This window comes from Kribbella endophytica, assembly GCF_054781295.1.
Genome location: NZ_BAAGUR010000001.1, coordinates 1,909,459 through 1,934,406, shown reverse-complemented (window position 1 = coordinate 1,934,406; position 24,948 = coordinate 1,909,459). Strand labels below are relative to the sequence as shown.

The 24,948-nt window shown below is 69.3% G+C and carries 20 protein-coding genes; 13 read left to right on the top strand and 7 right to left on the bottom strand.

What is annotated here, in order from left to right; all coding sequences use genetic code 11:
• Positions 1-61 precede the first annotated feature (61 nt).
• From ACYVIO_RS09260 to ACYVIO_RS09245, 4 genes are all read left to right on the top strand, one after another.
• Positions 62-1,366 (top strand): cytochrome P450, encoded by a 1,305-nt coding sequence (locus tag ACYVIO_RS09260; protein WP_460650246.1) that lies wholly within the window; start codon positions 62-64, stop codon positions 1,364-1,366.
• A gap of 204 nt (positions 1,367-1,570) precedes the next feature.
• On the top strand, positions 1,571-3,085 hold the full coding sequence (locus ACYVIO_RS09255) for a GGDEF domain-containing protein (RefSeq protein WP_460650245.1): 1,515 nt from the start codon (positions 1,571-1,573) through the stop codon (positions 3,083-3,085).
• Between the two features lie 19 nt (positions 3,086-3,104).
• The gene (locus ACYVIO_RS09250) at positions 3,105-4,661 is read left to right on the top strand and encodes a GGDEF domain-containing protein (RefSeq protein WP_460650244.1); all 1,557 of its coding nucleotides are present in this window, start codon (positions 3,105-3,107) and stop codon (positions 4,659-4,661) included.
• 54 nt (positions 4,662-4,715) lie between these two features.
• Positions 4,716-5,591: a hypothetical protein gene (locus ACYVIO_RS09245; protein WP_460650243.1), complete on the top strand. Its 876-nt coding sequence runs from the start codon at positions 4,716-4,718 to the stop codon at positions 5,589-5,591.
• Here ACYVIO_RS09245 and ACYVIO_RS09240 read toward each other — a convergent pair.
• The 7 genes from ACYVIO_RS09240 to ACYVIO_RS09210 all read right to left on the bottom strand — a co-directional run bounded on the left by ACYVIO_RS09240 (position 5,585) and on the right by ACYVIO_RS09210 (position 13,788).
• Complete coding sequence (locus ACYVIO_RS09240; RefSeq protein ID WP_460650242.1) at positions 5,585-7,021, bottom strand: DUF7059 domain-containing protein; 1,437 nt, start codon at positions 7,019-7,021, stop codon at positions 5,585-5,587. The genes ACYVIO_RS09245 and ACYVIO_RS09240 overlap by 7 nt on opposite strands.
• Positions 7,022-7,035: 14 nt before the next feature.
• Entirely contained in the window at positions 7,036-7,818 is a 783-nt protein-coding gene (locus ACYVIO_RS09235; RefSeq protein ID WP_460650241.1) for a class I SAM-dependent methyltransferase, read from the bottom strand.
• Positions 7,815-8,603, bottom strand: a complete 789-nt coding sequence (locus ACYVIO_RS09230; protein WP_460650240.1) for a DUF2785 domain-containing protein — start codon at positions 8,601-8,603, stop codon at positions 7,815-7,817. Before ACYVIO_RS09230 ends, ACYVIO_RS09235 begins: the two co-directional genes overlap by 4 nt.
• A gap of 172 nt (positions 8,604-8,775) precedes the next feature.
• Positions 8,776-9,531, bottom strand: coding sequence for an ABC-2 transporter permease (locus tag ACYVIO_RS09225; RefSeq protein ID WP_460650239.1), 756 nt, complete (start codon positions 9,529-9,531; stop codon positions 8,776-8,778).
• Positions 9,531-10,520 (bottom strand): ABC transporter ATP-binding protein, encoded by a 990-nt coding sequence (locus ACYVIO_RS09220; protein ID WP_460650238.1) that lies wholly within the window; start codon positions 10,518-10,520, stop codon positions 9,531-9,533. Before ACYVIO_RS09220 ends, ACYVIO_RS09225 begins: the two co-directional genes overlap by 1 nt.
• Before the next feature lie 389 nt (positions 10,521-10,909).
• A complete protein-coding gene (locus tag ACYVIO_RS09215) occupies positions 10,910-13,213 on the bottom strand; it encodes a sodium-translocating pyrophosphatase (RefSeq protein ID WP_460650237.1) in 2,304 nt (767 codons plus the stop codon).
• A 215-nt stretch (positions 13,214-13,428) separates the two neighbouring features.
• A complete protein-coding gene (locus ACYVIO_RS09210; RefSeq protein WP_460650236.1) occupies positions 13,429-13,788 on the bottom strand; it encodes an STAS domain-containing protein in 360 nt (119 codons plus the stop codon).
• Positions 13,789-13,959: 171 nt separating this feature from the next.
• Between ACYVIO_RS09210 and ACYVIO_RS09205 the strand changes: the two genes are divergently transcribed.
• From ACYVIO_RS09205 to ACYVIO_RS09165, 9 genes are all read left to right on the top strand, one after another.
• Positions 13,960-16,269: a DEAD/DEAH box helicase gene (locus ACYVIO_RS09205; protein ID WP_460650235.1), complete on the top strand. Its 2,310-nt coding sequence runs from the start codon at positions 13,960-13,962 to the stop codon at positions 16,267-16,269.
• Positions 16,270-16,308: 39 nt separating this feature from the next.
• The gene (locus ACYVIO_RS09200; RefSeq protein ID WP_460650234.1) at positions 16,309-16,734 is read left to right on the top strand and encodes a hypothetical protein; all 426 of its coding nucleotides are present in this window, start codon (positions 16,309-16,311) and stop codon (positions 16,732-16,734) included.
• Between the two features lie 387 nt (positions 16,735-17,121).
• Positions 17,122-17,889: a ricin-type beta-trefoil lectin domain protein gene (locus ACYVIO_RS09195; RefSeq protein WP_460650233.1), complete on the top strand. Its 768-nt coding sequence runs from the start codon at positions 17,122-17,124 to the stop codon at positions 17,887-17,889.
• Positions 17,890-18,415: 526 nt separating this feature from the next.
• Positions 18,416-19,843 (top strand): extracellular solute-binding protein, encoded by a 1,428-nt coding sequence (locus tag ACYVIO_RS09190; RefSeq protein WP_460650232.1) that lies wholly within the window; start codon positions 18,416-18,418, stop codon positions 19,841-19,843.
• The gene (locus ACYVIO_RS09185) at positions 19,843-20,766 is read left to right on the top strand and encodes a carbohydrate ABC transporter permease (RefSeq protein ID WP_460650231.1); all 924 of its coding nucleotides are present in this window, start codon (positions 19,843-19,845) and stop codon (positions 20,764-20,766) included. Before ACYVIO_RS09190 ends, ACYVIO_RS09185 begins: the two co-directional genes overlap by 1 nt.
• Complete coding sequence (locus ACYVIO_RS09180) at positions 20,763-21,584, top strand: carbohydrate ABC transporter permease (protein ID WP_460650230.1); 822 nt, start codon at positions 20,763-20,765, stop codon at positions 21,582-21,584. The genes ACYVIO_RS09185 and ACYVIO_RS09180 overlap by 4 nt, the downstream gene beginning before the upstream one ends.
• Positions 21,584-22,735 carry an ABC transporter ATP-binding protein gene (locus ACYVIO_RS09175; protein WP_460650229.1) on the top strand — a complete coding sequence of 384 codons (1,152 nt, stop codon included), beginning with the start codon at positions 21,584-21,586 and terminating at the stop codon, positions 22,733-22,735. The genes ACYVIO_RS09180 and ACYVIO_RS09175 overlap by 1 nt, the downstream gene beginning before the upstream one ends.
• Positions 22,735-23,985, top strand: a complete 1,251-nt coding sequence (locus ACYVIO_RS09170; RefSeq protein ID WP_460650228.1) for a CehA/McbA family metallohydrolase — start codon at positions 22,735-22,737, stop codon at positions 23,983-23,985. The genes ACYVIO_RS09175 and ACYVIO_RS09170 overlap by 1 nt, the downstream gene beginning before the upstream one ends.
• A gap of 258 nt (positions 23,986-24,243) precedes the next feature.
• A complete protein-coding gene (locus tag ACYVIO_RS09165; RefSeq protein WP_460650227.1) occupies positions 24,244-24,864 on the top strand; it encodes a response regulator in 621 nt (206 codons plus the stop codon).
• The last annotated feature ends 84 nt before the right edge of the window (positions 24,865-24,948 follow it).

Sequence of the window (24,948 nt, the reverse complement as noted above, 5' to 3'; positions counted from 1 at the left end):
TACTTTCGAAGCAGACAGAGTCGTTGGCGGGCAGCTGTTCCAGAGAGGGCGCGTGGGAGTCATGGTTGCGACATACCTGAAGAAATGGGTCGGCAGCCGGTTGCTGAGCAGGACCAGCCGTAGAGGTGGTCTGGACCTGTCGAAGATGAAGATGTTCCCCCGTCAGGTGTCGATGCCGCTGCGCCGCGAGGGTCTCGACCCGGTGCCGGAGATGGAACGGATCCGCGAGACCGAGCCGGTGCACAAGCTGGCCCACCTGTTCGGCATGAACGTGTTCATGGTCAGCGGGTACGCCGAGGCCAAGGCCGTGCTGGCCGACAGCACCAACTTCAGCAACGACATCCGCCCGCTGATCGCGTCGGACCCGAACAAGCCGTCCGAGGGCATCGGCGGCCTGGGCTTCACCGACCCGCCGGACCACACCCGGCTGCGCAAGCTGCTCACCCCGGAGTTCACCAAGCGCCGGCTGGCCCGGCTGGAACCGGCGATCGAGAAGATCGTCAACGACCAGCTCGACCTGATGGAGGCCAAGGGCCCGGTCGCCGACATCGTCGCGGACTTCGCCTTCAACGTGCCGTTCCTGCTGATCGCCGACCTGCTCGGCGTCGAGGAGGACGACCGCGACCGGTTCCGCGCGCTCGGCCCGGCCCGGTTCGACCTGTCCGGCGGCGGCATCGGGGTCTTCGGCTCGGCGAGCGAGTCGCGCGACTTCCTGTTCGAGATCGTCCGCAAGCAGCGCAAGAACCCCGGCGACGGCCTGATCGGCTCGATCATCCGCGAGCAGGGCGACACCATCGACGACATCGAGCTCGGCGGCCTGGCCGACGGCGTCTTCCTCGGCGGCTACGAGACCTCGGCCAGCATGCTCGCGCTCGGCACGCTGGTGCTGCTGCGCGACCCGGAGAACTTCGCCCGGATCCGGAACGAGCCGGGCGCGGTCGACGCGATCGTCGAGGAGCTGCTGCGCTACCTGACCGTCGTACAGGTCGCTTTCCCGCGGTTCGCGAAGCACGACCAGGAGCTGTTCGGTCACCAGGTGAAGAAGGGCGACCTGGTCGCGGTGTCGCTGTCGGGCGCCGACCGGGACAAGGAGATCTTCGGCCCGAACGCCGAGACCTTCTGGCCCGAGCGGGTGCCGGCCGCGCACCTCGCGTTCGGGCACGGCATGCACCGCTGCGTCGGCGCCGAGCTGGCCCGGATGGAGCTGCGGGCCGCGTTCAGCGCGCTGGCCCACCGCTTCCCCGACCTGTCGCTCGCGGTCGCCGAGGAGCAGCTGCGGTTCCGCGACTTCTCGATCGTGTACGGCGTCGAGTCGCTGCCGGTCCAGCTGCACGCGACCGCCGGCAGCCGTCAAGCGGCCGGCTGAACGTTTCACTTTCCCTAGTGACGCAACGGATTCGTAAGACTCCGTCAAGTCAGGGGCGGGTAATCGGCTGACCCCGTGACAGCGCGGTCACTCAGGACCACAATGGGCGGTCCGGCTCGACCCTGCGAGCTGGTCCAGACCAGGAGGGCCTGCAGCACCATGGGGATGGACGGGGGTCCACACACAGCCCGGATCGCGGCGGCGATGACACTGGCACAGTCCGGTGGTCACCATGCCGCGGCCGTCGAGATCGAGGCGATCCGGACCGAGCTCGGTCCGGAGCCCAGCTACGCGCTCGCGGCCGCGGAGTACGTGCGCGGCGTCACCGCCCACCACGCCAGCGACGCCGACGAGGCCCTGGCGGCGGTCGACGCCTGCCTGGACGTGGCCCGCGCGATCGACGAGCCGGGCTGGGAGGCCAACGCCTTCCCGATCAGGATCATCAACCTCGCCCGCAGCGGCCGCGGCGGCGACACCGTCGCCGATCTGGTCGCGGCCGAAGCAGCACTCAGCCGTACGACGGACGCCGGGCTCGCCGCCTGGGCGCACACCGGCCTCGGCTACGCGTACGACGTACTGCGGCTGTTCGAGCTGTGCATCCCGCACTACGAGGCCGCGACCCAGACCGACACCGACGTGTTCGAGCTGGCCGAGTCGGCCGCGATCGACCGGCTGAACCTGGCCGAGACCTACCTGCGCTGGTCGCACGAGCTGGAGCGGCTCGGCGATCCGTCGTACCAGCAGGAGATCTGGGAGCGACTCGCGTCGGCGGCCTACTGGGCAAGGGATGCCACGCGGGTCCTCGTCGACGACGAGAACCAGGAGTACTGGCGGGTGAGCGCCCGGATCTGGCTGGCCGCCGCGCAGACCGTCGACGACCCGGCGGCCGCTGTGGAGGAGCTGACCGAGTGCCGCGACCAGATCTGCAAGCTGGGCGAGACGGAGCGGCTGGCGATCGCCGGCGCCTACCTGGCAAGGGCTTTGGAGCAGTCGGGCGAGCTGGAGGAGGCCCAGGCCGCTGCTGCCCGGGCGGTCGACGACCTGATCCCGTTGGCCGATCCGGCGACGCAGATGCTGGTCCTGCAGGTCAGGTCGGAGCTGGCCGCGGTCGTCGGTGAGCCAGGAGCCCTTGCAGGGTTGAACTACGCGCACTCGGTGGCCCGTGCGTGGTGGAAGGAACGACGGCGCGCGCTGAACGCCGTACTGTACGCACTGGAGGCGCACGACCTGTCCGCGCGGCACGACGCCGAGTGGCACGCGGCCCGGCAGGACCCACTGACCGGGATCGGTAATCGCCGCGCGATGGACGAACGGCTGACCGCGGCCCGCGACTCGCAGCGCGCGGTCACCCTGCTGGCCATTGACGTGGACCGGCTGAAGATCGTCAACGACACCTTCGGGCACGCCTGCGGGGACGAATTGCTGCAGGTTGTGGCAAACCTGCTGGTAGAACAGGCCCGGTCGACCGACGCCGTGATTCGATCGGGCGGCGACGAGTTCTTCGTGGTGCTGGACCAGCCGGACGCGAAGGGCGGGTACCAGCTGGCCGAGCGGATCCGGGCGGCGGTGGCCGGAATCGCGGCGGGGACGGCGAAGCCCTGGCTGGCCGAGCTCGGCCTGAGCATCGGGTACGCCGCGACCGCTGAAGGAGTCCCGGTGGACCGGCTCGTCCCCCTGGCCGACAGCCGGCTGTACGAGGACAAACGCCGAAACAGGTGAACTGGGAAGTGGAGGGTGGGTGCGGGAGACGTCGGGGGTGACCGCGCGGATCGCCAAGGCGATGGCGCGCGCCCAGTCGGGCAGTCCGGCCGAGGCGATGCTGGAGATCCGCCGGCTGCTGACCGAGCTCGGACCGGAACCGACGGCGGAGCGCGCCGCGGCCGAGTACGTCCGTGCTGTCGCGGCCCATCACGGCACCGACGCCGAGGAGGCGCTGGACGCGGTCGACGGCTGCATCCGGATCGCCCGCACGATCGACGAGCCCGGCTGGGAGGCGAACGCGCTGGCGCTGCGGATCGTGACGCTGATCCGGACCGGTGAGGGCGGTGACTCGGTCACCGACCTGGTCGCGGCCGAGAACGCCCTGTCCCGCACGCACGACGCCGGACTGGCCAGCTGGGCCCACACCGGACTCGGCTACGCCTACGACCTGCTCAGGCTGTTCGAGCTGTGCATCCCGCACTTCGAGGAGGCCGCGGCGACCGTCAGCGATCCGCTCGGGCTGCCGGAGGCTCCGGTGATCGACCGGCTCAACCTGGCCGAGTCCAACCTGCGCTGGGCCCACGAGATGGAGCGGCTGGGCGATTCGTCGTACGACGAGCAGATCGCGCTGCGGCGCTCCGAGGCCCGGCGCTGGGCGGCCGACGCGAACCAGGCGATCGTCAGCGCGGACCTGCTGGGCTACTGGCCGATGGCCGGGCGGATGTGGCTGGCGGCGAGCAACTCCGACGCCGAGCCGACCGAGGCGGCGGTGATCCTCAAGGACTGCAGGGACCAGCTCGCCAAGCTCGGCGACCTGGAACTGGCCGCGATCGCCGGGGCCTACCTGGCCAAGACGTACGCGGCCCTCGGACAGCACGACAACGCGATCGAGGCGGCCGCACAGGCCGGCACCGATCTGCCGCCGACGTCGGACCCGCCGGTCGAGGCACTGGTCCGGCACACCGGCGTACAGATCGTTGCTGAGTCGGGTGATGCGGGTGCTGTTGCCGGCCTGCAGTACGCGCGAGCGATCACCAGGGGCTGGTGGGCCGAGCGCCTGCGCGGCCTGTACGCCGTACGAAGCGCTCTCGCGACGCACGAGCTGTCGATCCGGCACGACGCCGAGTGGCGTGCCGCGCGGGAGGACCCGCTGACCGGCGTCGGCAACCGACGGGCCCTGGACGAGCGGATGAGCGCCGCGCTGGACTCCGGCCGCTCGATCGCCGTGATCGCGATCGACGTCGACAACCTCAAGGTCGTCAACGACAGCCACGGCCATGCCTCCGGCGACGAGGTGCTGCGCCGCGTCGCCCAGCTGCTCGCCGAGCAGTCCCGCGCCGAGGACGTCGTGGTTCGCGCCGGCGGCGACGAGTTCGTCGTCGTCCTCGACAACCCCGACGAGCGCGGCGCCCGCGAACTGGTCGAACGCATCCGCACCGCCGCCGAACGCATCGCGGCGAGCGCCGCCGAGCCCTGGTTCGCCATGCTCCGCCTCAGCATCGGCCAGGCCTCCAGCACCGACGGCGTCCCGATCACCGAGCTCCTCACCGAGGCCGACCGCCGCATGTACGCCGAGAAGCGCCGTCGGCGCTGACCGGTATCTGTCACGCCCCTCGCCACAGCTCGCCCAGGCTCTAGGGTCTTCGGCATGGTCCTACCGGCCCGCCTCCGCGCCGAACTGCTCCCCCACTTCACCGAGATCGCCTACTCGCTGTACCAGCGCCCGCAGGAGCAGGACTACGTCGACTGGCTGGCGAACCGTGTCTGCTCGAACATCCCCGGGCTGTACGAGTGGGCCGAGGTCAGGGACGCGCTGGAGGCGGTCACTCCGCTGGCCGCGAAGGTGCACGCGTTTCTCGAGCGCGGGCTGCTCCCGTCGTCGGCGACGTCCTTCGAGGAGGCGCTCGCCGAGGCGGCCGACCGGGTGCTGTCGATCAGAGTCTCCGGCGGCACCGAGTTCGCCCACGGCCGGCGAGCCGGCCTGCGGTCCGCCGCGGTCCGGCTCAGGGACTGGCACCGGGACTCCCTGGCCGACAAACCCTCGGTCGAGCCCCAGCCCGGAACCGCGACCCTGACCCGGCCCGCCCACCACGTGATCGTGCCCGACCCAGATCCTTTCGCGACGGTCGACCAGCTGTTGACCGCGGCACTGGGCGAGTGCGGTCCCGCGACGCCCGTCCAGGTCGCTGGGATCGTGATGAGCCTGCCGCTGCCGGCCCAGATGATCGCCGACCGTGACGAGCTGCGCCGGCAGCTGCAGCGGCTGTGGGAGCTCGAGCAGACGATCCGGCTGGACTGGGACCCGACCCCCGAGCGGCTGCAGGCCCGGGCGGAGCTGGCCGCCGAGGTCGACCAGCTGGCCAGGACCATGGCGCCGACCGGAGCGCACGGCAGCAGCTACGGGCAGGGGTTCTCCGCCGGCTTCGGCCGGGCGCAGGCTGTCCTGCTGGAGATGGTGGACGACATCCGCGGCGTCTGGCTGCCCGGGCTGACCGCCGAGGACGTCGACTTCGCGGATCAGTAGTCCAGGAAGCCTTCCACTACGAGGTTTCTGATCTGTGGCAGGTACTCGGCGTGCAGGTTGTCCCGGTCGAGGATCGTGCCCAGGGCGTCGAGGATCTGGCCGACGCCGAGGTCGCCGTCGCAGGCGCCGACGAAGCCGGCCAGGACGGTGTCGGCCTGTTCGGCGCGGCGCATGCCGCGTTGGCGGCGCAGCACGATGGTGGCCGGGTCGTCCGCGCCGGGCGGGCCTGCGGTCTCCTGGACGACGTCCTCGGCCAGCTTCAGGTACAGGCCGGTCAGGTCGTCGGGCAGCCCTTCCTGGCGCTCGAAGCGGTGGAGCACGTGCGGGCCGATCGGCTGCTCGATCTCGTACGGCCAGGGCTCGGCGTACGTCGTACCGGTGACGTTGTGCAGGTTGATCCAGCCCATACCGATCGCCTCGACCTGCTGGTCGTCCAGCCAGGCGAGCCACTCGTCGTACCGCTGGGTGTACTCCGGCCGGCCGTGCAGGCCAGCGTCGCGCAGCCACAGCTCGACGTACTCCGCCGGGTCCAGCTGCTCGCGCTGTACGGCCCAGCTGGACCGGTCGCCAGTCCAGCTAGCGATGCGGTCCTGCCAGTCCTGGCCGCGCACACAGGTCCAGTTGGCCAGCAGCTGGCACCAGCCGCCCTCAGTGAGGTGCTGCGGCGCCTGCCGGACCAGCTGCTCGACCACAGCGTCCCCGGCGAACCCGGTCTCGCGGTAGGTCAGCTTGCCGTCGCTGGGCGGAGCAATCACGTACGGCGGGTTGCTGACGATCAGGTCGAACCGCTGATCCGCCACCGGCTCGTACAGCGACCCATCACGGACGTCCAGCTCGACCCGGTTGAGCGCAGCCGTCCAGCGCGTCAGCTGCAGGGCCCGCGGGTTCACGTCGGTGGCGACGATGCGGTTCGCGCGGTCGGACAGGTGCAGCGCCTGGATGCCGCAGCCGGTACCCAGGTCGAGCGCGCTCTCGACCTTCAGCGGCACGGTCAGCTTCACCAGGCTCAGGCTGGCCGGAGCGATCCCGAGCACGTAGTCGGACCGCATCGGCGCCCGCCGGCCGTCCAGTCCGGGCGTCGGGTCGGCGACGACCCACCAAGCGCGGTCATCCTCGGCGTACGGCCGGATGTCGATCGCTGCGCGGATCTCGCCCCCCTCGGCAATAACGATGCCCAGGGCAATCAAATCCGGCAGGATCTCCTTGTCCAGCAGCGATCCAGGCACCGGCCGCTGCAGGAGGAACAGCCGGATCAAAGTGTCGAGCGTGTCGCCACCGCTGGTCTGCCGGTACGCCAGCGTGGTCTCGTTACGCCCCAACGCCGCGTTGGCCCGGCTGCCCAGCCGCTCGGCGACGCCTTCGACGGTGTAGTCCGCCGTCTCGAACAGTCCACGCAGCCGATCCACCAGACCACTCGACAGGTCACTCATGGACCCATCCTCGCTCAAGCGGCCCGGGCGGTGCTGTAGAGGATGGTGCCCGACTCGACGAAGTCCGCCGGCTCCAGCTCGGCCAGGGCTCGCTCGGCCGCCGCCAAGCACGCCGTACGACGCTCAGGCGGCAGCAGGTCGAGCCTGCGGGCCATCGACCCGATCACCCGCGAGTGGGCCAGGAAGTCGGCGGCCGTCACCTCGCGACGGAAGTGCTCGACCGTCACGTCCACCTGACCGAAGCCGGCTGCGACCAGTGCCGCCGCGAGCTTCTCCGGGTCCGACGTCACGTCGTTGGACGGCATCTGCGGCGACGGGTCCAGCGGAGCGTCGTACTCGTTGATCACCCGGACCCACACGTCGTACGCCGGGTGCGGGTCGTGCCCGGACCAGGTGGTCGCGCCGAACGAACCACCGGTCGCCAGCGCCCGTCGTACGGCCGACAGACCGCGCGGCAGGTCAGGGAGGTGGAACAGGACGAACGGCATCACCACAGCGTCCAGCGACCCAGCAGCGAACGGCAGAGCCTGTACGTCGGCCACCACACGCCCGTACTGGGCCGGTGCGCGCCGGATCATCGCTTCGGTGAGGTCTGCGCCGACCACACGGGCCTGGGGCGCCAGCGTGGCCAGGTGGCCCAGCAGGCGGCCCGGTCCGCAGCCCAGCTCGGCCACGCGGCGCGCACTGGTCAGCGGCAGCCGATCGGCGACCGCTCTGGCGTGGACGGCGAGCACGTCGGCCCACCTGCCGTCGTACGCCTCGGCGACCCGGACGTAGTTGTCGCGAACAGCCGTCACAGGAAGTAGGGCGTTGCCATCCGCAGGACCTCGGCGAGCTTGGCCCGGACCAGGTCGCGGTGCGGGACCTGGTGCACGGCGTCGCCGATCCGTACGCCTTGGTCGACCAGTACGTAGGCAGCTCGCAGCGTGCGCATCGTGTTGGTGACCTCCGGGCGGACGCCGTCCGGCGGCGGACTGCCCAGCGCCCGGCCGGTCGGGTCGAGCCAGACGGTCGCGTCGGTCTCGAGCAGGTCGGCGCGGGTCAGCGTGACCGCCAGTGCGTGGCCCAGCCGGTCGTCCTCGAGATCCCGCAGCACGTAGTCCGTCGGGGTCAGGATGCGCCCGATGCCGAGCCGGAGCATCTCCACCGGCTCCACCTCCGGGAACCGCCCGAGTGTGCCGAGCAGGTCGGCGCCGTGCGCGACGGCGTGCAGCCAGCCGAGCTTCGCGTCGTACCCGCGCAGGTCCTCCTCCGCGACGTACCAGCGCTCGAACGGTGGGACCCAGCTCGGCTCGAAGATTCCGACCGACACGATCGAGTCGAGGATCAGCGGCGCGAACGTCCGGGCCTGGATCTCGGCGTCGTTGAACCGGCCGGCCATCTCGTCGCCGAGCGCCCGCAGCAGCTCCGGCCCGAGCACGCCCTTGGCGATCCAGGTCGCCAGGATCGAGTACGCCTGCCCGTCCCGCACCACCGGGTCCGGGGACCGCAGCAGCCCCGACAGCTCCGCGACCAAGTCGGTCAACCGACGATCAGCCGGTACCTCGAAACCCTCAGCACGCACCCGCGCCCAGTCGGTCATGAGAGGGAACCTAACGAATCAGCAACCACGCCGCTACTCAGACCCCGAACAGACAACCAGCCCGTGGGGTGTCCGTTGTCGCGGACACTCCACGGGCTGTTCGGCCAAGACCCCTCAGCCTGGCCGGGTGGCAGGCCGCCGGGTCCCCTGATCCGGCGGCCGTCTAGGGGTACTACGCGTCGCGCTTCTTGGCGACGACCAGAGCGACCACCAGCAGGCCGATGGCCCAGGCGGCGAAGTACACGAGCGACCAGCCCGGCGACATCACCGAGGTGGACTCGCCACCGCCGGGGACCGCGCCCTGGTCACCGTTCAGGAACCAGCTGACCCGGGAGAACGGGCCCCAGTCGCCGATGAACTCGCCGACCTTCGGGATCGCCAGGCCGATGCCCTCGAGCAGCAGGGGCCAGCAGATCACGATCGCCAGCGCGCCGGCGCTCTGCCGGATCAGGATGCCGATCGCGACCGCGAAGATCGCGGCCAGGAAGTAGACCGGGGCGACGCCGAGCACGCCGCGCCAGTCGGCAGCGCTGTTCAGCGCCAGGTCGGCGTCCGGGACCAGCAGCTTGCCGAGCAGCAGCGCACCGAACGCGCTGATCAGGCCGACGACGCCGCTCAGCACGGCCGCGACCAGGGTCTTGGCCAGCAGCAGGGGCGTCCGCTTCGGCGCCGACAGGAAGCTCGTCCGGACGGTGCCGAACCGGTACTCGGTGGTGACCGCGAGGGTGGCCATCACCATCATCACGATCATGCCGAACAGGTACGTGCCCTGGGTGTCGACCGGCCGGAAGTCCCGGCTGATGTTGTCCGGGGTGAAGATGAAGCCGAGCGTGATGAAGCCGTCGGCCAGCACGAGCGCGAGCGCCAGGCACCACCAGGGCGACCGGGTGCTGAAGAGCTTGATCCGCTCAACGGTGACGAGGGACATCAGTTCTTCTCCTCTTCCGCCACGACGACCTCGGCCGGCGGCACCGGCGGTGCCACCTGGGCCTCGAGCGAGTCGTGCGCGTGGTACTGGACCGAGTCGCCGGTCATCTGCATGAAGGCTTGCTCGAGCGAGCCGCGCTGCGGCGTCAGCTCGTGCAGCACGATGCCCGCGGCCGCGGCGGCCTCACCGACCTGGTCGGTGGTCACCTGACCGTCGACGAACAGGACCTTGCCCTCGTCCTTGACGTCCTCGATGCGGGTCGCCAGGCTGCCCTGCTGCAGCACGTCCTGCAGCTGGTCGAGCTGCGGGCTGCGGACCTTGATGGTGTTGCCGCTCGCCTGGTCGACGAACTCCTTGGTGGTGGTCTGGGAGATCAGCCGGCCCTTGCCGATGACGACCAGTTCCTCGGCCGTCAGCGCCATCTCCGACAGCAGGTGGCTGGAGACGAAGACCGTCCGGCCTTCCTCGGCCAGCCGGTGCATGAACTTGCGGATCCAGACGATGCCCTCGGGGTCGAGGCCGTTGACCGGCTCGTCGAAGAGCAGGATCTCCGGGTCGCCCAGCAGGGCGCCGGCGATGCCGAGCCGCTGGGACATGCCGAGCGAGTAGGCACCGGCGCGCTTGCCGGCCACCTCGGTCAGACCGACGATGTCGAGCACCTCGTCGACCCGCTGCCGCGGCAGCTTGTTCGACGCCGCCATCCAGGCCAGGTGGGACCGGGCGGAGCGGTTCGGGTGCACCCACTTGGCGTCCAGCAGGGCGCCGACCTTGCGCAGCGGCTGCTTCAGGTCGACGTAGTGCTGGCCGTCGATCCGGACGTCGCCGGAGGTGGGGGTGTCGAGCCCGAGGATCATCCGCATGGTGGTCGACTTGCCGGCCCCGTTGGGGCCGAGGAAGCCGGTCACCTTGCCGGGTTTCACCTCGAAGGACAGGTTGTCAACGGCAACGGTTACGCCGTATCGCTTGGTGAGGCTCTGTGCCTCGATCATCGCCGTACTCCTCGTTCGGTAGCGCGCCGGATGTCAGGGCGGGCAGTCCATCTCAGTATCGAGCCGGGGACCCCCGGTCGCATCGGACCCGGGACGGATCCGGTGTGTCCACCTGGGGATGGAGTCTTCCGTTCCATCGGCCCGGCAGCCATCGGGCAAGTCCCTGACCGTCCCCCTGAGCATCCCGTACGACGGGGTCGTGGGGCATCAGCCGAAAGTCGACGCGCCGGAGACGAAAGACCGGGAGTCACCGCCACTTGACGGCGTACTCCGGAACTTGGCTGCCCTTTCAGGCAAAGGCTTAGCTACACAGCCAGGCAAAGGCTTTGCCACACAGCACAACGGCCCGCCGGAGAACTCCGGCGGGCCGTTGCGGTGGTGCGGGTGGATCAGGCGGCGATGTTGGCTTCCGCCGGGGTGTCGGAGATGACCGACTCGCGCCGCTTGGACACGACCACGGCCGCGACGATGATGACCAGGGCCACCACCGCGATCGCGATCCGCAGCGGGGTGTTGGTGTCCTCGCCGATGCTCGACATGCCGACCACGGCCGGGGCGATCAGCACCGAGACCAGGTTCATCACCTTGATCAGCGGGTTGATGGCCGGACCGGCGGTGTCCTTGAACGGGTCGCCCACGGTGTCACCGATGATGGTGGCCTCGTGCGCCGGCGAACCCTTGCCGCCGTGGTTGCCGTCCTCGACCAGCTTCTTCGCGTTGTCCCAGGCGCCACCGGAGTTGGCCAGGAACACCGCCATCAGCGTGCCGGACGCGATCGCACCGGCCAGGTAGCCGGCCAGCGCCGAGGCGCCGAGGCCGAAGCCGACGGCGATCGGGGCCGCGATCGCGAGCAGACCCGGGGTCGCCAGCTCACGCAGCGAGTCGCGGGTGCAGATGTCCACGACCTTGCCGTACTCCGGCTTGCCGGTGCCTTCCATGATCCCGGGGATGTCGCGGAACTGGCGACGGACCTCGTAGACGACCGCACCGGCGGCGCGGCCGACGGCGTTGACCAGCAGCCCGGAGAACATGAAGACGACGGCCGCACCGATGATCAGGCCGACCAGCGTGGACGGGTCGAAGACCAGCGCGTCGGTGTTGAACGCGGCGTCGCCGGCGTCGTTCAGCACCGCGTAGATCGAGTCCGTGTAGGAACCGAACAGCGCGGTCGCCGCCAGTACGGCGGTGGCGATCGCGATGCCCTTGGTGATCGCCTTGGTGGTGTTGCCGACGGCGTCCAGCTCGGTCAGGATCTGGGCCGCGTCGCCGTCCACGTCGCCGGACATCTCGGCGATGCCCTGCGCGTTGTCGGAGACCGGACCGAAGGTGTCCATCGCGACGATGACGCCGACGGTGGTCAGCAGACCGCCACCGGCCAGCGCGATCGCGAACAGCGCGAGCACGCCGGAGCCACCGACCAGGAAGGCGCCGTAGACAGCGGCGGCGATCACCAGAGCGGTGTAGACGGCCGACTCGAAGCCGACCGCGATGCCCGACAGGATGACGGTCGCGGCACCGGTCAGCGACGACTTGCCGACGTCCTTGACCGGCTTGTCCTCGGTGCCGGTGAAGTAGCCGGTCAGCGCCAGGATGATCGCGGCCAGCACGATGCCGATGATCACCGAGACGGTGGCGATGACCCGGGGGTCACCGTCCTGCGCGGCGATCTTCTCGGTCGCGCCGGTCAGGTCGCCGAACGAGCTCGGCAGGTAGGTGAACGCGGCGATCGCACACAGCACCGCCGAGAACGCGGCGGAGATGTAGAACGCCCGGTTGATCGTCTTCAGACCGTTCTCGCCGGCCCGCGGCTTGGTCAGGAAGACGCCGATGACCGCGGTGACGGCACCGATGGCCGGCACGATCAGCGGGAAGATCAGGCCCTGCTCGCCGAAGGCGGCCTTGCCCAGGATCAGCGAGGCGACCAGCATGACGGCGTACGACTCGAACAGGTCCGCGGCCATACCGGCGCAGTCACCGACGTTGTCGCCCACGTTGTCGGCGATCGTCGCCGCGTTGCGGGGGTCGTCCTCGGGGATGTTCTGCTCGACCTTGCCGACCAGGTCCGCGCCGACGTCTGCGGCCTTGGTGAAGATGCCACCGCCGACGCGCATGAACATGGCGAGCATGGCGGCACCGAAGCCGAAGCCCTCGAGCACGGTCGGGGCGTCACCCTTGAAGAGCAGCACCACCAGGGCCGCACCGAACAGGCCGAGGCCCACGGTCGCCATTCCGACCGTTCCACCGGTCCGGAACGCGACGCGCATGGCGGGCTCGCGTCCTTCGTCCCGTGCGGCGGCGGCGACGCGGACGTTGGCCCGGGTCGCGAGCCACATGCCCAGGTAGCCGATGGCGGCGGAGAAGCCCGCACCGACCAGGAAGAAGACCGACCGGAAGATCTTCAGCGTGGTCTCGTTGCCGCCGTCGCTGTGCACCGGCAGCAGGAACAGCAGCAGGAACGCCACCACGGCGAAGACCGACAGGGTCCTGAACTGCCGGGACAGGTACGCCGAAGCGCCTTCCTGCACCGCCAGGGCGATCGTCTTCATGTTCTCGGTGCCATCGTTCGCGGCAAGCACCTGGCTGCGGAACACCATCGCGATCGCGACCGCGAGGACCGCGATCACACCGACGACGATGACCAGCGTGGTGTTGCTCGACGACAGATCCACCGCTTGTACTGAAAGCGCGGACATCCGTCCTCCTTGTAGGCAACCCTCAGGGCATGACGGCCCCCGTCCTGCCGCAACCGAAGGGTTGGGGAATACGAAACAACGCCAAATCACCTGGCGCGGTGGGTCACTCTAACGGGTCTTCGACCAGACCTGCTGACAGGGTGGTCTACGCAACACCTGTGACCACAGGCGGAAACGTCACCGACGGTAGTGACGAGGACACCTTTTCGGACCGGTCAGATCGCCGAGGCGACGTCCGGGTGGATCTCGAAAACCTTGGTCAGGCCGGTGATGCGGAAGATCTTCAGCAGTCGTTCCTGCGTGCAGACCAGTGACAGCGACCCGTCGTGGGTCCGCACCCGTTTGAGTCCTCCGACCAGTACGCCGAGCCCGGTGGAGTCCAGGAACTCCACTCTTTCCAGGTCGACGACCAGGTCGTACTGCCCCGCGTCGACCAGCGAGACGATCGTCTCGCGCAGCTTCGGCGCGGTGTAGACGTCGATCTCCCCACCCACCTCGACGACGGTGCGCCCGCCCTCATGACGCGTCGTCAGCGACAGATCCACTTCGGCCTCCGATCCCGTGAACCGTTGCATTCAACCATGTACGGACCGTGAGTAGGGCCGCGTGCAAAACTCTTTCATCCCGGTGCGTGCCGCGTCGACCTACCTGGGCGAAAAGCCGCGTGCATCCGGCGGCGGCGTTCGCTCGTGCATCGCTTGACGGTCCTTTCCCCGCGCCGTACCGGGAGGGCTAGGCTCGTCGGCATGAGTGGTGAGGCAGCGGTCGTGCTGAAAAGACTCGCCTCCGGTCCAGACCGCATCGACCGACTCACTCATGTCGAGCAGGTACCGCCGAGGACCGGCCGGACGGGTGAGTGGCCACGCTGGGTCCCGCCCGAGGTGCTGAGTCAGCTGGCCGATGCCGGGGTCAACAGTCCGTGGATCCACCAGGTCGCCACCGCCGAAGCGGCGTACAGCGGTAAGCACGTCGTCGTTGCCACCGGCACGGCGTCCGGCAAGTCGCTCGGCTATCTGTTGCCGTCGTTCGCGACGCTGAGCATCGCGCATGCCGCGTCACCGCATCGGCGGGCCGCCTCGGTGCTCTACCTGTCGCCGACGAAGGCGCTGGCCCACGACCAGCTGCGCGCGCTGTCGCAGTACAAGGTCGAGGGCCTGCGCGCGACCACACTGGACGGCGACTCCGAGCGGACCGAGCGCGACTGGGCCCGCGACCACGCGACGTACGTGCTGAGCAATCCGGACATGCTCCACCGGTCGCTGCTGCCGAACCACCAGCGCTGGGCCAGGTTCCTGGGCTGTCTGCAGTACGTCGTGGTGGACGAGTGCCACCACTACCGCGGGGTCTTCGGCGCCCACGTCGCCGGCGTACTGCGTCGGCTGCGGAGGGTCTGCGCGCAGTACGGCGCCCACCCGATCTTCATCTGCGCTTCGGCAACTGTTGCCGAGCCCGCCGTGTCCGGCGAGCGGCTGACCGGCCTGCCGATGGTCGAGGTGCTCGACGACGGCTCTCCGCGCGGCGGCATCTCCTTCGGCCTGTGGGAGCCGCCGCTGACCTCGCTGCGCGGAGAGAACGGAGCACCGGTACGACGGTCCGCCCCGGCCGAGGTCGCGGAGCTGCTGACCGACCTGGTGATCTCCGGTGTTCGCACTGTTGCCTTCGTCCGCTCCCGGCGCGGAGCCGAACAGGTGGCGATGACGGCCCGGGACAACCTGGCCGAGGTCGACCCGGCGCTGGCGGAGCAGGTGTCGGCGTACCGGGCGGGCTATCTGCCGGAGGAGCGGCGCCGGCTGGAGAGCATGCTGCAGAGCGGCGAGCTCACCGGCGTTGCCGCGACCAACGCACTCGAGCTGGGCATCGACATCGCCGGATTGGACGCCGTACTGCTGTCTGGTTGGCCCGGCACTCGCGCATCGCTCTGGCAGCAGGCAGGCCGGGCTGGTCGTGCTGGTGGAGACGCGCTGGCGTTGCTGGTCGCGCGGGATGATCCGTTGGATACCTATCTAGTCCGGCACCCGCAGGCGATCTTCGGACGGCCGGTCGAAGCGACTGTGTTCAACCCGGAGAACCCGTACGTGCTCGGTCCGCAGCTGTGCGCCGCGGCGCAGGAGCTGCCGCTGACCGACGCGGACTACGAGATCTTCGGCTCCACGACGCCGACGGTGATCGCTCAGCTCGTCCGGCAGGGCCTGCTGCGCGAGCGGCCGCACGGCTGGTTCTGGACCCGGCGGGAACGGGCCGTGGACGCGATCGACATCCGCTCGGCCGGCGGCAAGACCGTGCAGATCGTCGAGGACCAGACCGGTCGCCTGCTCGGGACGGTCGACGGCGGCTCGGCCCACGCGTCGGTGCACGAGGGTGCGGTCTACGTGCACGCCGGTGAGTCGTACCTGGTCCGCACGCTCGACCTGGAGAACCACGCGGCGATCGTCGAGCAGGCCTCGCCCGACTACACGACGTTCGCCCGGGACGTCACCGAGATCAACATCCTGGCCACCGAGGCGACCGAGACCTGGGGATCGGCGGAGCTGTCCCGCGGCTGGGTCCAGGTGACGAACCAGGTGGTGTCGTTCCAGCGCAAGCAGCTGGTCACCGGCGACGTACTGGACGAGCAGCCGCTGGACCTGCCCGAGCGGATGCTGCGGACCAAGGCCGTCTGGTGGACGATGCCGGACACCGCCGTCGCCGCACTCGGACTGGACGACGTACCGGGGGCCGCGCACGCGGCCGAGCACGCCTCGATCGGGCTGCTCCCCCTGTTCGCGACCTGCGACCGCTGGGACATCGGTGGAGTGTCGACGGCCAAGCACGCCGACACCGGTCAGCTCACCGTCTTCGTGTACGACGGGCACCCGGGCGGCGCCGGGTTCGCCGAGCACGGGTACGCCGCCGCGCGCGAGTGGTTGACCGCGACACGGGAGGCGATAGCACACTGTGAGTGCACGGACGGATGCCCGTCGTGCGTACAGTCGCCCAAATGTGGGAACGGGAACAACCCACTCGACAAGGGCGGCGCCGTGGCGCTGCTCACCGCACTACTCCGCAGTGAGGCCTGAAGGCTCCAGCAGGTGCTGCTGGAAGAGAGGCAGCAAACCATGGCCGTTCTCGGAATCGTCCTGATCGTCGTCGCGGTCCTGTTCGGACTCGGCGTCGCGGTCTCGTCCGGCGCCTCGACCACGATGGAGGTCTTCGGCGTCGACTTCGGCGTCGTCGTGGCCACCGTCTTCTTCCTCGGCGCCGCCGCCGGCGCCGTCCTGATCGTCGGTCTGTGGCTGATGAAGAAGGGACTCGGTCGCGGCTACCGCCGGCACAAGGAGGTCCGCGAGCTGCGCCAGCAGGTCGCCACGGCTCCGGACACCGCAACGACTCCTGACAGCGCAACGACCGTCGGCGCCGACGACACCACGCACGCCGGGAAGCACGCGGCCGACGTACCGGCCGACGTACCGCCGGTCGACGAGCGGCTGGCCGAGGAGCGTCATACCGTTGCCGAGGGCCCCGAAACCCGGCAGCCGCACTGACGGGGCGAAACTGAAGGTCCTTTCGCAGAACGCCGGTTTGTCTCGGTCGTGACGCGGTCACCGCACAGCCGCCGCACGACCGGCACGCAGCGGCATTTCGATGCCCTGCGCAACAACCTTGCCCTGGCAGTTAGTTGCCAATGGCATCAAGTACCGGCCGATCTCCGTAACCACGATCCAGAGGTCTGTGCATTACTGGTCGTGGCGTCAACGTCGCGTTGAGTCACCGTCGGCCTTCCGGGCCACACCGCCTCCTCACGGGGGACAGACCCGTCGCACCACCCCACGCGCAAGGGGTGCTGCCGCGGTTCCCGGAACCGGCCCGCTCCGCGCCTCGGGGTCCCGACGACCTGACGCCGCGAGATGGCACGACCTCTGGAGGTTGTCTTGATCGTCCGTAGCATTCTCAGTCGCACCGGTGTCGCAGTCCTGGCCGTCAGCGTCGCGCTGGCCACCACCCTGCCGGCCCGCGCCGCAGCACCGGCCCCGACGGCGGCCCCACCGGGCATCGTCGAGGTCGGCGCGGTGAAGCAGATCACCAGCAGCGCCGACACGCGGTACTGCCTGACCTTCGTGGCCGCCGAGAAGATCCCGATGGCGGTGATGATGGCCTGCGCTCCGGGCAAGGAGGGCAAGACCCAGGAATGGGTCTACACCGGAAAGAACCAGCTGCAGGTCGCGATGAGCAAGAGCGTCGGTGGCGCCCTTGCCAAGAGCGGCGCCTGCCTGGACACCGGGGCCGACCTGGTCACGGTGCCCAAGAACGCACCGGTGCTGGTGCTGCCCTGCCGGGACGGCGACGGGCAGAAGTGGAACTACGACGAGTCGACGGGGTCGTTCGTCAACGCGGCGAGTGGACTGGCACTCAGCTCGCTGATGGGTCAGGGCAAGGCGAAGCAGGCCCAGCCGACCGGCACGTCGGCCGCTGTGGGCGCTGCGAACCAGGGCTGGAAGGCTCTGCCGCTGCCCGGTCTCGACATCCTGGGTGCGGTCCTGGCCCTCGTGAACGCGCTGCTGGCATCCCTGGGCCTGGCCCTGCCGCTGCCGATCGCGAGCGCCGCGGGCAGCCTGCTCGAACTGGTCCGGGGCAAGACGCCGGTGCCGGCGCAGATGTCGGTGATGCCGAAGCAGATGATGCAGCTGGCCCAGAAGTAACCGGCTAGGAGGATCCTCAGCCACCACGAGGAGGGCGGCCCCGACGATGTCGGGGCCGCCCTTTCCTTTCGGTTCGATGGTTTGGCCTGGAGATCCGTGTCGGCGGGGCCGGGAGGTTTCCGCTGCTTGCGCGTCAGCGGAGGTTTCCGTCACCGCCGACGCGTCACCACCAGCAGTCGTGCCAGTGATGCCAGTGGTGCCAGTGGTGACCCCCACCGAGAAGGTCGTACAGCAGGTTGCTGAGCATGTCCTTCACCTCCGTTTCCAGTGTTCCGAACGCCGATGACGCTACCTCCTGCCATCACGGTCTGTATCTACTCAGCTACCCTTTGAGACGGAACCGCGAGGGAGCTTTAACTCTTCCGCAATGCGTCCCGGTGGTACCGGATTTGACGAGATCGGCCGTGACCTGGGATGGCCACACCAAGTAGCCCTGGGCAACCAGGTAAAAGTCTTCACAAAGTCACCTGCGGGTGTAAAAGTGTTCCGGCGTACCCCCGCACTTCCCCTGCAAGGAGTTCTCCTGATGCGACCCATCTCGCGTGTGATCCCGCCGGCCGCCCTGGGCGTGGCCGCGGCGCTGCTGCTGACCGGCTGTCTGGGGTCGTCGGACTCCGGCAGCGGCGACCAGGACACGAACCGCAACGCCGACGCCAAGAAGGTCGAGCTGGTGATCGGCGCCAACTCGGTCAAGGGCGGCAAGAACAGCGCCGGCGCGACCTTCACCTCCGACGTCCTGATCCCGAAGTTCGTCGAGGCGCAGAAGGCCAAGGGCGTCGACGTCACCGTCCGGTTCGAGGGCGACGGTTCCGACGACGAGGTCTACAAGCAGAAGCTCGCGCTCAGCCTGTCCAACAAGGCCGGCCCCGACCTGATGAACATGGACGGCATCTGGGTCGGCGAGTTCGCCCAGGCCGGCTACGTCAAGCCGCTCACCGACACCGTCGGCGACGCCGCGAAGGTGGACGACTGGGACGGCTGGAAGCAGATCCCGGACGCGGTGCAGCAGCTCGGCAGCTTCGAGGGCAAGCGGTACGGCGTACCGGCCGGGACCGACGGCCGGGTGCTGTACTTCAACAAGAAGCTGTTCGCCCAGGCCGGCCTGCCGGCCGACTGGCAGCCGAAGTCGTGGGACGACATCCTGGCCGCCGGCCAGAAGCTGAAGACGCTGTCCGGGGTGACCCCGATCCAGATCAACGGCGGCACCGCGATGGGCGAGGCGACCTCCATGCAGGGCGTGCTGCCGCTGCTGGTGGGTACCGGCGCGGGCATCAACACCGACGGCAAGTGGCTGGGCGACACCGCCCAGACCCGCCAGGTGCTGGACTTCTACCAGAAGATCTACGGCGGCGGCCTGGGTGACCCGGTGCTGCAGCGCGAGGCCAAGGGCCGGGACAAGTCGTTCGCCGAGTTCGCCGCGAACAAGATCGGCATCCTGCTCGAGGGCGACTACTTCTGGCGCAGCGTCGTGGAGCCCAAGGAGGGTGTCGCCAAGATGGCCGACCGCGACACCGCCGTCGGGTACGCGCTGATCCCGGCCACCAAGCCCGGTGCGGGCGTCAAGGGCCAGGACTTCGTCTCGATGTCCGGCGGCGGCGTGGTCGCGATCAACCCGAACACCAAGTTCCCCCAGCAGGCCTGGGAGCTGCTGCAGTTCATGAACTCGGCCGAGATGGTCGAGGCCGGACTGAACGGCGCCGCCAAGATCACCCAGCGCACCGACGTCAACGCCAAGGTGCTGGCCGGTGACCCGATGCTGAACTTCGTCGCCACCAAGGTGCTGCCGCTGACGCAGTACCGGCCGGGCCTGGCGGAGTACCCGAAGATCTCGGCCGCGCTGCAGCAGGCGACCGCCGACGTGATCGGTGGCAAGTCTCCCGACGCCGCGGCCAAGGCGTACCAGACCGCCGTCGAGTCCGCCGCCGGCGGCAAGGACAAGGTCACCAGCAACTGATGGCCGTCACCACCGAACCCGCGCCGGGACGCCCGGCGCGGGTCCGCGGGCCGGCCCAGGACGTCGCGGGGCTCGGCATCGGCCGGGCGCTCGGCTTCGTCGCGCCCGCGCTGCTGCTGATCGGGGCGTTCCTGGTCTTCCCCGCGGTCTGGACGATCTACATCGGCATCACGAACTACCGGCTCACCGGGGTCGAGGCCGTGTCGCCGTCGTTCGTCGGCCTGTCGAACTACACCAAGGCGCTGAACGACGCCCTGTTCCACAACGCGTTGTGGCTGACGCTGTTGTTCGTGCTCGGCTCGGCGATCATCGGGCAGAACATCCTCGGGTTCGCGCTGGCGTGGACGATGCGGAAGGCGCGACCGGCCGTTCGCCGTACGGTCGAAGGCCTGGTGCTGCTGGCCTGGATCCTGCCGTCGACCGTGGTCGCGTACCTGTGGATCGCGTTCTTCGACCGCGACACCGGGACGCTGAACAGCATCCTCGGCCAGCAGGGCACGGCCTGGCTGATCGAGTACCCGATGGTCTGCCTGATCCTGTTCAACACCTGGCGGGGTACGGCGTTCTCGATGATGCTCTACTCGTCCGCGCTGCAGGCGGTCCCGCCGTCGCAGCTGGAGTCGGCCCGCATGGTCGGGGCATCGGGTTGGCAGACGCTGCGCGACGTCGTGTTCCCGCACATCCGGGGCCATGTGCTGACCAACACGCTGCTGATCTCGCTGTGGACCGCGAACGACTTCTCGCCGTTCCTGCTCACCAAGGGCGGCCCGAACCACGAGTCCGAGACCGTGCCGGTCTACATCTACAACGTCGCGCTGCAGGGCGGTGAGCTCGGCTACTCGTCGGCGATCTCGTTCCTGCTGCTGATCGCGAACCTGCTGGTCGCGCTGCTCTACCTGCGACTGCTGAGGAGGCGCTCGTGAACCCGGCGTACGTCGTACGGCGGATCGGTTTCTACGTACTGATCTGCGCGATCACGTTGTTCTTCGCGGTCCCGATGCTGTGGATCGCCTCCGCGCCGTTCGACGCCTCGCCGGGCCTCGGCGTGCGCTGGCCGGACTGGACACTGGACAACGTCCGCAAGACGCTCGACCACCCGTACGCGCTGCACTCGATGGTGAACTCGCTGCTGATCTGCGTGACCACCGCCGTTGCCGTGACCGCTTTCGCGGCGCTGGCGTCGTACGCGCTGTCGCGGGTCCGGATCCCGGGCCGGGACGCCTTGCTGTACGGGCTTCTGCTGCTGTCGTCGGTGGTCACCGGGACGGCGGCGATGGTGCCGATCTTCGTGATGATGTTCCAGCTCGGGCTGATCGACTCCCGCTTCGGCGTCGCGCTGGTGATGACCGGCGGGTTGCTGCCCGCGGCCATCTTCATCCTGAAGGACTTCGTCGACGCCGTACCGAAGTCGTACGAGGAGTCCGCCCGGGTGTTCGGCGCATCCACCACGCAGATCCTGCGTGACGTGGTCCTGCCGGTGGCGCGGCCCGGTCTGGCGACCATCCTGGTCTGGGCGTTCGTGAACTCGTGGGGCAACTTCCTGGTGCCCTTCCTGCTGATCCGGTCGATCGACAAGCAGCCCGGCGCGGTACTGCTGCAGACCTTCACCGACGAGGGCGGCAGCGCCAACCTCTCGGTGATCCCGGTCTTCTCGCTGCTGTTCTCGATCCCGGTCGTCGTGCTGTACCTGTTGGTGAACTCGAGGTACGGGTTCCGCTTCCACGGAGGAATCAAGAGCTGATGGCTGGCATCGACATCGAAGGCCTGGCAACGGTCTACCCGAACGGCGTCCGCGCCGTCGACGGACTGGACCTGAGCGTGGCCGACGGCGAGTTCTTCGCCCTGCTCGGCCCGTCCGGGTGCGGCAAGACGACACTGCTGCGGACGATCGCCGGTCTGGAGAACGCGTCCGAAGGCACGGTCCGGATCGACAGCGCTGACGTGACCCGGCTGGAGCCGGGCAAGCGCGGGGTGGCGATGGTCTTCCAGGACTATGCGCTGTTCCCGCACATGACCGTGTCGGAGAACATCACGTACCCGTTGAAGGTACGGCGGGTCGCTGCTGCCACGCGTGCCACCGTCGCGGAGAAGACCTCGGGTGAGCTCTCGTTGCAGGGGCTGCTCGAACGTCGTCCCGGGCAACTGTCCGGTGGCCAGCAGCAACGGGTCGCGCTGGCTCGGGCGATCGCGTCCGAGGGCAAGGTGCTGCTGCTGGACGAGCCGCTGTCGAACCTGGACGCGCGGCTGCGGCTGGAGGCGCGGACGTTCCTGAAGAAGCTACAGCGGGATCTGGGGATCACCACGGTCTTCGTCACCCACGACCAGGCCGAGGCTCTGGCGTTGGCGGACAAGATCGCGGTGATGCAGACCGGCAAGCTGGTCCAGCTCGGGTCGCCGCGCGAGGTGTTCGCGCGGCCTTCGAACACCTTCGTGGCGAACTTCATCGGCTCCACGCCGATGAACCTGCTGGAGGGCGAGGTCGGTGCTTCGGACAGCGCGACCGACGGTGTGGTCGAGGTCGCCGGCGGACGCTTGCCTGCAGCAACTGGTTCTGTCCCGTCGGGCGCGAAGGTCACGGTCGGCATCCGCCCGGAGTACCTGACGTTGTCCACCGGTTCCGGCGCTGGACCGTCCATCGCCGGCACCGTCGTCGTCGCCGAGAACCTCGGCACGTCGTCGCTGGTCTCCGTCGACTGCGCCGGCACCCTGATCGGCGTCACGGTCCCCGAGGAGGACGAGCCGGCGCCGGGTGCTCCGGTCGTGCTCACTGCTCCGGCTCAGCGAGTGCTGCTGTACGACCGTGACTCGGGCGAACTGCTGGCCCGCCAGCCCATCGCTGTGGATGCCCGCTCCGGCTCCCGCTCCAGCTCCGGCGAGGTGGCGGACGCCTGATGGCCGTCACTTCCTTCAAGCGCCGTTGGACTCTCGACGACCGGGCGGAGTCGGTCTGGCACTCGTTGCCGGTCGACATCCCGCCCGGCTGCGAGGGGCTGCTCGTCACGCTGACGGTTCCTTCGGTGGACGGTGTCGTCATCGACATCGGCTGCGAAGGCGCCGGCGGCTGGCGCGGCTGGTCGGGCGGCGCCCGGCAGACCTTCGCCATCACGCGGGATGCCGCCACCCCCGGCTACCTGGCCGGCGAACTCGAACCAGGCACCTGGTGGGTCGTCCTCGGCCTCCACCGTCTCCCGGTCGAAGGCGCCGAACTGATCGTCGAAGCAGTCACCGGCCCGGTCTCCGTCGTACCGGGTCTTGCCGAGTACGCCGCAGCAACCGACGCTGTCGCCGTACCGGCTCGCCCGCCCCGCCGTACGCTGCCCGCAGCCGACGGCCTCCGGTGGATCGCGGGCGACTTCCACGCCCACTCGCTGCACTCCGACGGCTCCACCCCCATCGCGAACCTTGCCGCCCTGGGCGTCGCCGCCGGTCTCGACGTACTGGCCTGCACCGATCACAACACCGAGGCGCACCACCTCGAGCTCCCGTCGGTGGGCAACCGCTTCGGCATCGGCCTGATCCCCGGCCAGGAAGTCACCACCGAGTCCGGCCACGCCAACGCCTTCGGCGCCATCGGAGTCATCGACTTCCGCCGCCCAGCCGCGGAGTGGGTTCCCGACGTCGCGCGGCGCGGTGGGCTCTTGTCGATCAACCACCCCCTCAGCGGCGACTGCTCCTGGCGCCAGCCGTTGTGGGGAGCCCACCCACCATTGGCCGAAATCTGGCACTCCTCCTGGCTCGACCGCCGCTGGGGCGGCCCCATCGCCTGGTGGGAGTCGTGGAGCCTGTCCACCACCCCCATCGGCGGCAGCGACTGGCACAACCCGTCCTCCCTCTCGTTGCCCGGAGCCCCCACCACCTGGCTGGCCGTAGACACCAACGCCGAAACCCCCGACGAGCTGGTCCCCGCAGCCCTGGAGGCCCTGGCAGCCGGCCGAACCGCCATCTCCGCCGGCTACAACGCCCCGGTCGTCCTCCGCAACGGGGATGAGTTCGTAGTCCTGGACGCCCCCAACACCGTCCTCATCTCCCCCGACGGCACCCGCCGCCCAGTCCGCACCGCCACCGAAACCCTCCCCGCAACCCAACCCGGCGGCCACGTCCTAGCCACCCACGAGGGAGAGTTCATCTCCGTCACCCACTGACCGCCCCGCCCGGGCCTCACGCCGTACAAGGTCCTCTCACCACGCCTCTTGTTCATCTGGGTGGAAGGACGAAGGAATGCACAGCGCACCACCAGAGAAGTGACGGGGTGGGTGGGTCGCGATCTGGTCGCAATCTGGTAGAGATACCGCGTTGATGTGGACGGCATCCGCCAGCTGGATCCATGATCTTCAACCGAAGTCCTGCTCATCCTCCCGGACGCACTTCCCCGGCGCCCGGACGGAACCCCGGAGGCTCGTTTGCCCGACCGCATCCGGCTGCTGCTGGTCGACGACCAGATCCTCAGCCGAGGCGTCCTCAGAAGCGGACTGGAACGCGAACGCGACCTGGAGATCGTCGCCGAGCTGAAGCGCACCGACGACGTCGTCGCCGCCGCCAAACGCCACCGCGCGAACATCGCGCTGCTCGACACCGCCGGCTCCGGCCACGCCAGCATCACCGTCACCACCCAGCTCCGTTCGTCGATGCCCGAGTGCCGAGTCGTCATGCTCACCACGTACGGCCGCCCCGGCCACCTCCACCGCGGCCTCGAAGCCGGCGCCAAGGGCTTCGCCCTCAAGAACAGCCCCACTCCCCAGCTGGCAGACGCCGTACGCCGAGTCCACCTGGGCCTCCGCGTCGTCGACGCGAACCTCGCCGCCGAGACCCTCCACTACACCCAAACCCCTCTCACCGAAGGCGAAACCACCACCCTCCGCGCCGCCCGCGACGGCGGAACCGTCGCCACCATGGCCGAAAAACTCGCCGTCTCCGAACGCGTCGTCCGTAACCGCCTCTGGTCCGCCATCGGCAAGACCGGCGCCCGAACCCGAGCCGACGCCATCACCATCGCCGAACACAACGGCTGGCTCTACGACTGACCCGCACGACAGCGGACACCCCGCAGCACCAGCTGATGCCCACTCCTCTTCCGAAATCTTTCCAGCAGGAAGAGGCGGGCTCCT